Source organism: Paraburkholderia oxyphila NBRC 105797 (assembly GCF_000685075.1).
Lineage (GTDB): Bacteria > Pseudomonadota > Gammaproteobacteria > Burkholderiales > Burkholderiaceae > Paraburkholderia > Paraburkholderia oxyphila.
The window spans coordinates 25,961-34,820 of sequence record NZ_BAYD01000108.1; the positions used below are offsets into that span (position 1 = coordinate 25,961).

The window sequence follows — 8,860 nt, forward strand, 5'->3', positions numbered from 1 at the left end:
CGGCCTGCACGCATGGGTTCAACGCAAAGCGCGCATCCCCTTGGCGAATGCACGGCGCATTGGCGGCGATCTCGTCTCCGGCCCAGCTCGCGCACCGGCCCCGGCGTTTGCGCGGCGCCTGGCGTCCGAACTCGCCGCCCGCCCACCCTGCTAAAATCGACGTTTCGACCTCCCGCATCTCCGGAACCCCCTCACCTATGTCAGCACCCGCCACCGACCTCGTTGCAGCCGGCGCGCCTGCCACCTCCAGCGGCCGCCGCCAGATTCTCGTCACGTCTGCTCTGCCCTATGCCAACGGGCAGATCCACATCGGCCATCTGGTCGAGTACATCCAGACGGACATCTGGGTTCGCGCGTTGCGAATGCATGGCCACGAGGTCTATTACGTCGGTGCCGACGACACCCACGGCACGCCCGTCATGCTGCGCGCCGAGAAGGAAGGCCTCACGCCGCAGCAACTGATCGCGCGCGTCTGGCAGGAGCACAAGCGCGATTTCGACAGCTTCGGCGTGTCGTTCGACAACTACTACTCGACGGACTCCGACGAGAACCGTGTGCTCTCGGAATCGGTGTACCTGGCGCTCAAGGAAGCGGACCTCATCGAGACGCGCGACATCGAGCAGGCCTACGACCCGGTCAAGAACATGTTCCTGCCGGACCGCTTCATCAAGGGCGAGTGCCCGAAGTGCGGCGCGAAGGACCAGTACGGTGACAGCTGCGAAGTGTGCGGCTCGACCTATGCGCCCACCGACCTGAAGAATCCGTACTCGGTGGTCTCCGGCGCGACGCCCATCCGCAAGACCTCGACGCACTACTTCTTCCGCCTCTCGGACCCGCGCTGCGAGCAGTTCCTGCGCGGCTGGGTGAGCGGCCTCGCGCAGCCCGAAGCCACCAACAAGATGCGCGAGTGGCTCGGCGACGCGGGCGAGTCGAAGCTCGCCGACTGGGACATCTCGCGCGACGCGCCGTACTTCGGCTTCGAGATCCCGGGCGCGCCCGGCAAGTACTTCTACGTGTGGCTCGACGCGCCCGTGGGCTACTACGCGAGCTTCAAGAACCTGTGCGAACAGCGCGGTCTCGACTTCGGCGCGTGGGTCAAGGCCGATTCGAAGACCGAGCAGTACCACTTCATCGGCAAGGACATCCTGTACTTCCACACGCTGTTCTGGCCGGCGATGCTCCAGTTCTCGGGCCATCGCACGCCCACCAACGTGTTCGCGCACGGCTTCCTCACGGTGGACGGCGCGAAGATGTCGAAGTCGCGCGGCACCTTCATCACCGCGCAAAGCTATATCGACACGGGCCTGAACCCCGAGTGGCTGCGCTACTACTTCGCGGCCAAGCTCAACAGCTCGATGGAAGACCTCGACCTGAACCTCGAGGACTTCCAGGCGCGCGTGAACAGCGACCTCGTCGGCAAGTACATCAACATCGCGAGCCGCGCGGCGGGCTTCCTGATCAAGCGCTTCGAGGGCCGCGTGCAGGACAGCGCGATGAATCATCCGCTCATCGAGCAGGTGCGCGCCGCCATTCCGGAGATCGCCGCGAACTACGAGGCGCGCGAGTACAGCCGCGCGCTGCGTCACACGATGGAGCTCGCCGATGCGGTGAACGTCTACGTCGATACGGCCAAGCCGTGGGAACTGGCGAAGGATCCGGCGAACGCCGTGGCGCTGCACGAGACCTGCAGCGTGAGCCTCGAAGCGTTCCGCCTGCTCTCGCTCGCGCTAAAGCCGGTGCTGCCCACGCTCGCTGAAGGCGTCGAGCAGTTCTTCGCCATCGCGCCGCTCACGTGGGCCGATGCGGGCAAGGCGCTCTCGTCGCAACAGCCAATCAACGCCTACAAGCACCTGATGACGCGCGTCGATCCCAAGCAGATCGAAGCCCTGCTCGCCGCCAACCGCGACTCGCTGCAAGCCGCCGAGGCACCCGCTGCCGCCGCCGATGCGAGCAAGAAGTCGAAGGCATCGAAGGAAGCGAAGAAGGCCGAGCCGCAAGTTTCCGGTGAACCGGAAGTCATCTCCATCGACGACTTCGCGAAAATCGACCTGCGCGTGGCGCTGATCGTCGATTGCAATGTCGTCGAAGGCTCGGACAAGCTGTTGCAGCTCACGCTCGACGCGGGCGAAGGCCGCACGCGCAACGTGTTCTCGGGCATCCGTTCCGCGTACAAACCCGAGGACCTCAAGGGCAAGCTCACGGTGATGGTCGCCAACCTCGCGCCGCGCAAGATGAAGTTCGGTCTCTCGGAAGGCATGGTGCTCGCGGCTTCTTCCGCCGATGAGAAGGCCGAACCGGGCCTCTATATTCTCGAGCCGCATAGCGGCGCGAAGCCGGGAATGCGGGTGCGGTAAGGTCCGCGTTGCGACCCAGTTGCAGGCGAAAAGGCACACCATGAAGGTGTGCCTTTTTTTGAATGCCCATCACACTGTCTGGACCTTCAACCCCTCCCTCGCCACGCCGTTGCCGCGCGGTGAGCCATTGACTACTGATACGAAATGGTCAGCGTCATGGTCGCATTGGCGGGACCCGCAGTCACCGTGCCCGTGCGGTAATAGCGCGCCGTGAGAGGAATGGTGTAATTCCCGCCAGTGGCGCTGTTGTAGCCGCTCAAGGTGGTCGACGTCGAGAGCGGGAAAACTGCGCCCGAATTGTTGAACAACTCAATGCCGACTCCCGATGCGGAAGGGTTTCCACCAAGCGCCGCTACATTGGTCGCCACGGTTCCGCTGGTCGGATCGATACGGTACTGGATGCCGTGAATCTGCCCCGCCTGCGTGCCCGACACCGCGGTACCACCCGGGCAATTGAGCAACTGGATATTGAATCCCGCCGGGTTCGGCGAGAGCGAACCGACATTCGGAAAATCCGTAGTCTTGAACGTGCCCATTGGAACGCTGACATCGGGTGTGGTGCAGGTCAGCGTCGTGACATTGACTGGCGATATCGCAAAAGTTTGCGTGCCGCCGCTAGTACCGCCGTTCACCGGATAGTTGTAGTACGTAGCCACGGTGCCGGACAGCGTTCCCGGCGTGATATCGCCGATCTTCACGAGTGCTACCGCCATCTGGCCGCCAGCGTTCCCCGTCTGCTTGCCGCCAACCAATTGCTGACAACCCGTATAGGTGCTGCCGAGGGTCGCCCACGAATCCCAACCGGCAAGACAGCCAGCGGAGAAGGACCCATAGTGATGGGCGGCCAACGCCAGACCCACTCCGGCAACATTGGTTGGAAATACGCTTATCGCGACACCGTTGTAGGTCGTGGTATAGCTCGTAGCCGCGCCGGACACGATGCCTGAGGTCCCAAACTGGAATATCACGCCATCATTGGCGACATTGAGCGTGCATGACCAGTAATTGGTTGTTGCAGACGAACTGACCCAGTTGGTCAGCAACGAACCATTCGGCAAATCTCGCGCCGCAGCCACCTGAGACGGCAGCGTCAGCGTCCAGGTATTGGCAGCGCCGGTGCAACTAGATGCGGCCCACCCAAAGACGGGAAAAAAAACTAAACCCAAAACAATCCAGCGACGCAGCTTGAAAAGCAGATTGAAACCTGTGTTGTACATATTTTGGCGATCGAGGCGGGCCAATCACGGCTCGCGAGCGCAAGCACGATTGACCCATCAGAATTATTTACTCAGTTGTACGTGAAATTTACAGTTGCCGTAGCCGACACGGTGCCCGCCGTCAGCGTGCCGAGCCGGTAAAACTGGGCGACGAATGGAACCGTCATTGCGTTCGTGCTATCCACCGCGCCGAGCGTGATCGCGCTATTGAGCACGACCGGCGTGCCTGTGGTCGCGCCCACGCTGCCCGCCCGCAGAATCTGCACGCCGATCTGCGTGGCCGTGCCCGTGTTCTTCAGCACGCTCGCAACCGTGTCCGTCGTGCCCGCCACGGTCATCGTCACGCTCGTTCCAGCGGCACAGTTGACGAGTTTCAGCGAGAACGCAGTGGGATTGCTCGTGCTGCCGACGGCAGCGAAGTTCATGATCTGCGCGCTTCCCAGCGGCACGGTCTGATTGGCCGTGGAGCTGTCGATGTCGCACGAGGGCTGCCGGATCGTGCCGGTGAAATTCAGGTTCGCGTCGGCTGCGAACGCAGATCCCGCAACGGTCACGACAAGAACGGCGAGGAACAGTCGAAGGCTAAGCTTGTTCATATGATCTCTCTACAGATTGCATTCGAACGCCACGGCGTTCCTGCATGGGCCTGACGACGGTAATGGACAAAAGGCTCACTCACAGGCCGCATCCGCAAACACCGTCTCCGCCGGCTTGTCCTTCTGCGCCACCGGCAGCGAATAGCGCACCTTGCAGCTTTGCCCGATGCCCTCGCCCCACTTCACCGTCAGGTCGCCGCCCGCGTCCTTGCTGTAGAACATCGCGCGGCTGCCCTGGCTGACCGTGCCGACACTATTGCCGCGGGTATCCAGCACGTCCGCGCCAAACGGCACGCTCTCGCCGTTCACGCGGCGCAAGCGCATCACCATCGCGCGGCCGCGATAGTCCGTGTCGAACTTCACGCGCACCACCGCGCCCGCCGTCGGCGCGAAGTTCTGCTCCGTGCTCTTGAGCTCGACGCCCATCGGCAGGCCCTTCGTATCGATATCCACGGCGTTCAGCGAGTAAGGCTGCATGCCCGCGACGACCGCATGGCCGCGCGCGTCCACGCGCACGCCCGGCGAGCTCGCCACGCGCGCGCCCACGGCGTCCTTCGCCTCGATGACCGCGAACGTGTCGCCGGTCTGCGGCGTGAGCACCACGCCGTCCTGGTACGCGACGATCGTGCCCGTGACGCCGGCTCCGGCCTGGGTATAGCCGTTCCCATAGCCGGCGTTCGCACGCATCTGCGTGTACTGGCTCAGATACCCGGCGTTCGCACTGATGCTGCCGTTGTTCGCGTTACCCGACGTGTAGCCGGCCGTGACGCCATAGCTGAAGGCGTTGTCGACGCCCGCCGTACCCGTGAACGTTTCCTGGATCTGGTTGCTGTTATCGCGCGAATCGTGCGTATAGCTCGTGTTCGAGTTCGCGATCTTCATGCCGATATCGAGCGGAATGCTCAGGTTCACCATCACGCGAGTGTCCCAGCGCCCCGAATCGACGTCGAGCGCGCGCGAAGCCGAAACGCCCAGCCCCACGCGGCGAATATTGGTGTTGTAGCCGACCTGATACGAGGTATCGCGGTTCGCCTTGTTCCAGTAGTTCTGCGTATAGCCGGACAGATAGACCGAGCCCCACGAATTCAGGTTTTGATTGAGCGTGACCTGAAGCCGGCCTTTCTGGATGCCGTTGTTCGTGTTGTCGATGCCGCGCTGCGAGAGGTCACGCAAATTCATCGCGTCCGTGAGACTCAGGAAGCCGCTCGTGGAATAGCGGTAGGCCGCCAGCGTCACGTTGGTGTCGGTGGGCGCGAAGACGCGCGAGTACGAAATGCGCAAGCTCTGCCCGCTGCGTCCCGGCAGGTTTTTCAGATTCGTGTTCGCCTGCGTGACGTCGGCCGCGAAGGCGCCGATGGGAGTATCAAGCGCCGCGCCGAGTGCGCCGGAAAGATAGCCGTCGGCGACGATCGTGCCGCCATACAGCGTGACGAAATTGTTGATGCCGCGCTGCACGCCCGCTTCGAAGACGAACGGCTGGCTTTGCGCGCTCGCATCGCGGTACTGGCCAGCCGCTACGCTGTAGCGCCAGCGGCCCTCGCGCAGCGCGTTCACTGGCGCGGCGTACGGCACCACGGACACCCGCTGGCTGCCATCGGCCTCGGTCACGACGACCTTGAGGTCGCCGCCATAGCCAGTCGGATAGAGGTCGTCGATCTCGAACGGCCCCGGTGCGACCGTCGTTTCGTAGATGATGTTGCCGTTCTGCCGGATCTCGACCTTCGCGTTGGTGTTCGCGATCCCGCGCACGGTCGGCGCATAGCCGCGCTGCGACTCGGGGTACATGCGGTCGTCGGTGCCGAGCTGCACACCGCGCACGCCGAAGCTGTCGAATATCGTGCCGTCCGTGTACGAATCGCCGAGTGTGAGCTGGCTCTTGATGGGCGTGAACGAGCGCTGCAGATAAGTCTGCATGCTCTGGAAGTGGGTGCCCGCGCCCGTGGTGGTCGTGACGTTGCCGTTGTAGCGAAAGCGCCAGGCGCCGAAGTTGACGCCGGCCGTCATGCCCAGGTAGCCCTGCGTGGTCGACAACCCGCTGCCGTTCGTGTGATAGACGTTGGCGTTGTACTGGAACGTCGCCGCCGGCACGCCGTCATCCCAGAACTTCGGGTCGACCCAGCCGCGCGCATTGCGGCTCATCATCGCCTGCGGAATGCTCACGTCGAGCCGCTGCTCGCCCATGTCGAACGTCGCGCTCGCCTGCGGGATCAAGCTGGGCAGCAGCGCACCCGCGCCGCCATGGTCCGCGGCGTCGAGCTGCGCGCGCGCCGTGTCGGACAGGCGCGTCAGGTCGACGCCCGAGCGCGCAAGCAGATCGCGGTCGAAGACCGGCTGGACGTCGTGCCTGGCGGCATCGACTTCGCGCAGGTTGACGTCGGTGACGCCAATCCACACGTCGTTCACATAGAGCGCCGCGCGATAGTGGCCCGGCAGCGCGACATTGCCCTTGCCGAAGCGGGAAATGTCCATGCTCGCCGCGCTGCCGCCGGTCAGGAACTGCGCGTTGAACTCCACGGTTTGCGGCGCTTGCGCGGCGGATGCGGATGCGGATGCGGATGCGGATGCGGATGAGGCCGCCACGCCCATCACGTTCGGCACGGCAATCGCATCGGCGGGTGTGGGCGGCACGGCGCCCGCTACAGCGGTAGAGGCGCCCTGCGCCGGCTGCGCGGCCATCTCTGCGTCCGCAAGGCCATCCGCGAAAGCGTGCGAAGCCGTAAAGGCGAGCAGCACCGCGGCGCCAACCTGACTCAGGTGAAGGGAATCGGCACCAGAATGCCTGGGTTTGGGTTTCGAATTGCAATTACACATGGCGAGCCGGATTCGCAGGCAATAGGGGGCCCTGCCGATGCGTCCAGCCATCCACGCACGGACCCTCCAGCTCGCGATGTTCGAATGTTGTTGTGCACGTGCGCCGGGATTCATGCCCCGCCCGGCGCCGCGTTGTCCGGTTGACGAAGGCTTCGTAGTCCTTCTCGGTGTCGATCTCTTCGGCCTGCGGCTCGCGCAGGCCGCGGCGTCATTGCAGCGCCGCCTCGTGCTTCATCGGACCACCGTAGTCGTTGAGCGTCGTGAAAGAGACCTTCCCGGCGCCGCCCGGCGCAGCGGAAAGAGGCAGCTCCAGCTGGGCGCCCGGCGCCACCATGCCGCCTTCGTCGAACTTCGGTGCATGCGCACCCTCGCCCACATGAGCCTCGATGATCGTGACGTGATACGCCGTGGGATTCGTCACCAGCAACGCGGGCTTGCCGTTTTGCGTGCCGACGCGCCACGTGAGCTTGCCCGGCGCATCGTCGGACTTGCCCTGCAGGCCCGCTGGACGGAAGAAGAACTTCAGGCGCGAGCGGAATGCGAGCTGCACATAGTTCGGACCGGCTTGTTCCGCCGTGGGCTTGGGCGGCACCTCGAGCATGTTGAACCACAGCAGGGTTTCGCGATCCGTCGCCATCGGCTCGCCCGTGTAGGCGATGCGGATGGTCTGCGACTTGCCGGGGTCGATGCGCGCAAGCGGCGGCGTCAGCACGAAGGGCAGGTCGAGCTTGCTCGGATCGACTTTCGGATCGCCCTTGTCGAGCCACACCTGGGTCAACGCCGGCGATTTGCCGACGTTGGAGAGCTTGAGCGTCACTTCGCTATCCGCGGCGTTATAGATCACGCGCGTACCCGCGATGACGACGGAGGCCTGCGCTGCGCAGGGCAGCATCGCGCCCAGAGCCAGCAGGCTCGCGGCAAGCGCGCTGCAGAGAAGTTTTCGGAGATTCATGACGCTCAACCAGTAAACGAAAATGCGGTGACAAGGCGCGGCGCGTTCGTACGGCACCGCTCGTTGAGACATCGGCGTCCACTGCGTGGAGTCGATGCCTGCAGGAACAGCTCGGGAAGCAGCGGATGCGGCGTTTGGAGGCACAGGCAACGAGCAGCCCATCCTTCCTGAGATGTCCCGGCCGACGGAAGGCGCTAAGGCGCCCCCGTCGCCGTACCCGTTCGTGGATTACTGATAGACCATCGAATAGGTGACGTTGGTCGTCACGCTGCCGGCGCCTGCATTGCCGGTCGGCGAGATGTACTGCGCTGCGTACTGGAGGTTGGCCTTGCCACTCGCGATTGCGATGGCCTGCGAGTTCTGGCTGCCATCGGCCTTGCTCGCGTCGATGACCTTCATGCCGCTGTTGTAGTCGACCAGCTGGACTTCCACGTTGGCCGCGGTGCCGTTGTTCAGCAGGTTGCCGTCGGAGAGCGTGTTCGCGCCGTATTCCCAGAACGTGTGGACACTGCCCGAGTCCGGCGTGCAGTTCGTCAGGGCGATGTTAAAGCCCGTCGAACCCGCGACCGAGCCCGCTGCGGCCAGCTCGGATGCCGAGAGGGTCGGCAGCGTGACGGTGAAGTTGTTGCCTTGGCCGTTGCCGCTCACGTCGCAGGTGTTGGACGTCAGTTCGCCGTTGATGGTCACGATACCGCCGTTGGTCGCCGGTCCTGCCGCGTGCGCCGCCGTTGCAGCGAGCCCTGTTGCTGCGACGAGCAAGGAGAGGGCAATTTTTCTCATATTATGGATTCCTGATAAAAATCGAGATGTATTCGATCGGATGAATGAACCAGCGAAAGCGCACTGAACCCCGGTATGGATCTGCAGGCGATGTGACCGTCTCTCGCCGGCCGAATCGCTCACTCAGTCGCTCTGCTCCCCGTTCAACGG

General features: G+C 63.8%; 6 protein-coding genes. 1 reads left to right on the plus strand and 5 read right to left on the minus strand.

Annotated elements, in window-relative coordinates; translation table 11 throughout:
• Positions 1-197 precede the first annotated feature (197 nt).
• Positions 198-2,354 (plus strand): methionine--tRNA ligase, encoded by a 2,157-nt coding sequence (gene metG / locus BO1_RS39515; protein ID WP_028222295.1) that lies wholly within the window; start codon positions 198-200, stop codon positions 2,352-2,354.
• 131 nt (positions 2,355-2,485) lie between these two features.
• On the opposite strand, the gene BO1_RS58415 is transcribed toward metG, so the two are convergent.
• The 5 genes from BO1_RS58415 to BO1_RS39540 form a co-directional block, all read right to left on the minus strand.
• Positions 2,486-3,595, minus strand: a complete 1,110-nt coding sequence (locus BO1_RS58415) for a fimbrial protein (RefSeq protein WP_156992656.1) — start codon at positions 3,593-3,595, stop codon at positions 2,486-2,488.
• A 47-nt stretch (positions 3,596-3,642) separates the two neighbouring features.
• Positions 3,643-4,167 (minus strand): fimbrial protein, encoded by a 525-nt coding sequence (locus tag BO1_RS39525; RefSeq protein WP_028222297.1) that lies wholly within the window; start codon positions 4,165-4,167, stop codon positions 3,643-3,645.
• Between the two features lie 75 nt (positions 4,168-4,242).
• Positions 4,243-6,900: a fimbria/pilus outer membrane usher protein gene (locus BO1_RS54685; RefSeq protein ID WP_245644019.1), complete on the minus strand. Its 2,658-nt coding sequence runs from the start codon at positions 6,898-6,900 to the stop codon at positions 4,243-4,245.
• Positions 6,901-7,186: 286 nt separating this feature from the next.
• Positions 7,187-7,930: a fimbrial biogenesis chaperone gene (locus BO1_RS39535; RefSeq protein WP_028222298.1), complete on the minus strand. Its 744-nt coding sequence runs from the start codon at positions 7,928-7,930 to the stop codon at positions 7,187-7,189.
• Between the two features lie 228 nt (positions 7,931-8,158).
• Positions 8,159-8,710, minus strand: a complete 552-nt coding sequence (locus BO1_RS39540; protein WP_028222299.1) for a fimbrial protein — start codon at positions 8,708-8,710, stop codon at positions 8,159-8,161.
• Positions 8,711-8,860 lie beyond the last annotated feature (150 nt).

What these genes read in the sequence shown, in the direction of transcription:
- metG (WP_028222295.1), top strand. Translation starts at nt 198, where the DNA reads ATGTCAGCACCCGCCACCGACCTCGTTGCAGCCGGCGCGCCTGCCACC.
- BO1_RS39535 (WP_028222298.1), bottom strand. Translation starts at nt 7,930, where the DNA reads ATGAATCTCCGAAAACTTCTCTGCAGCGCGCTTGCCGCGAGCCTGCTG.
- BO1_RS39525 (WP_028222297.1), bottom strand. Translation starts at nt 4,167, where the DNA reads ATGAACAAGCTTAGCCTTCGACTGTTCCTCGCCGTTCTTGTCGTGACC.
- BO1_RS39540 (WP_028222299.1), bottom strand. Translation starts at nt 8,710, where the DNA reads ATGAGAAAAATTGCCCTCTCCTTGCTCGTCGCAGCAACAGGGCTCGCT.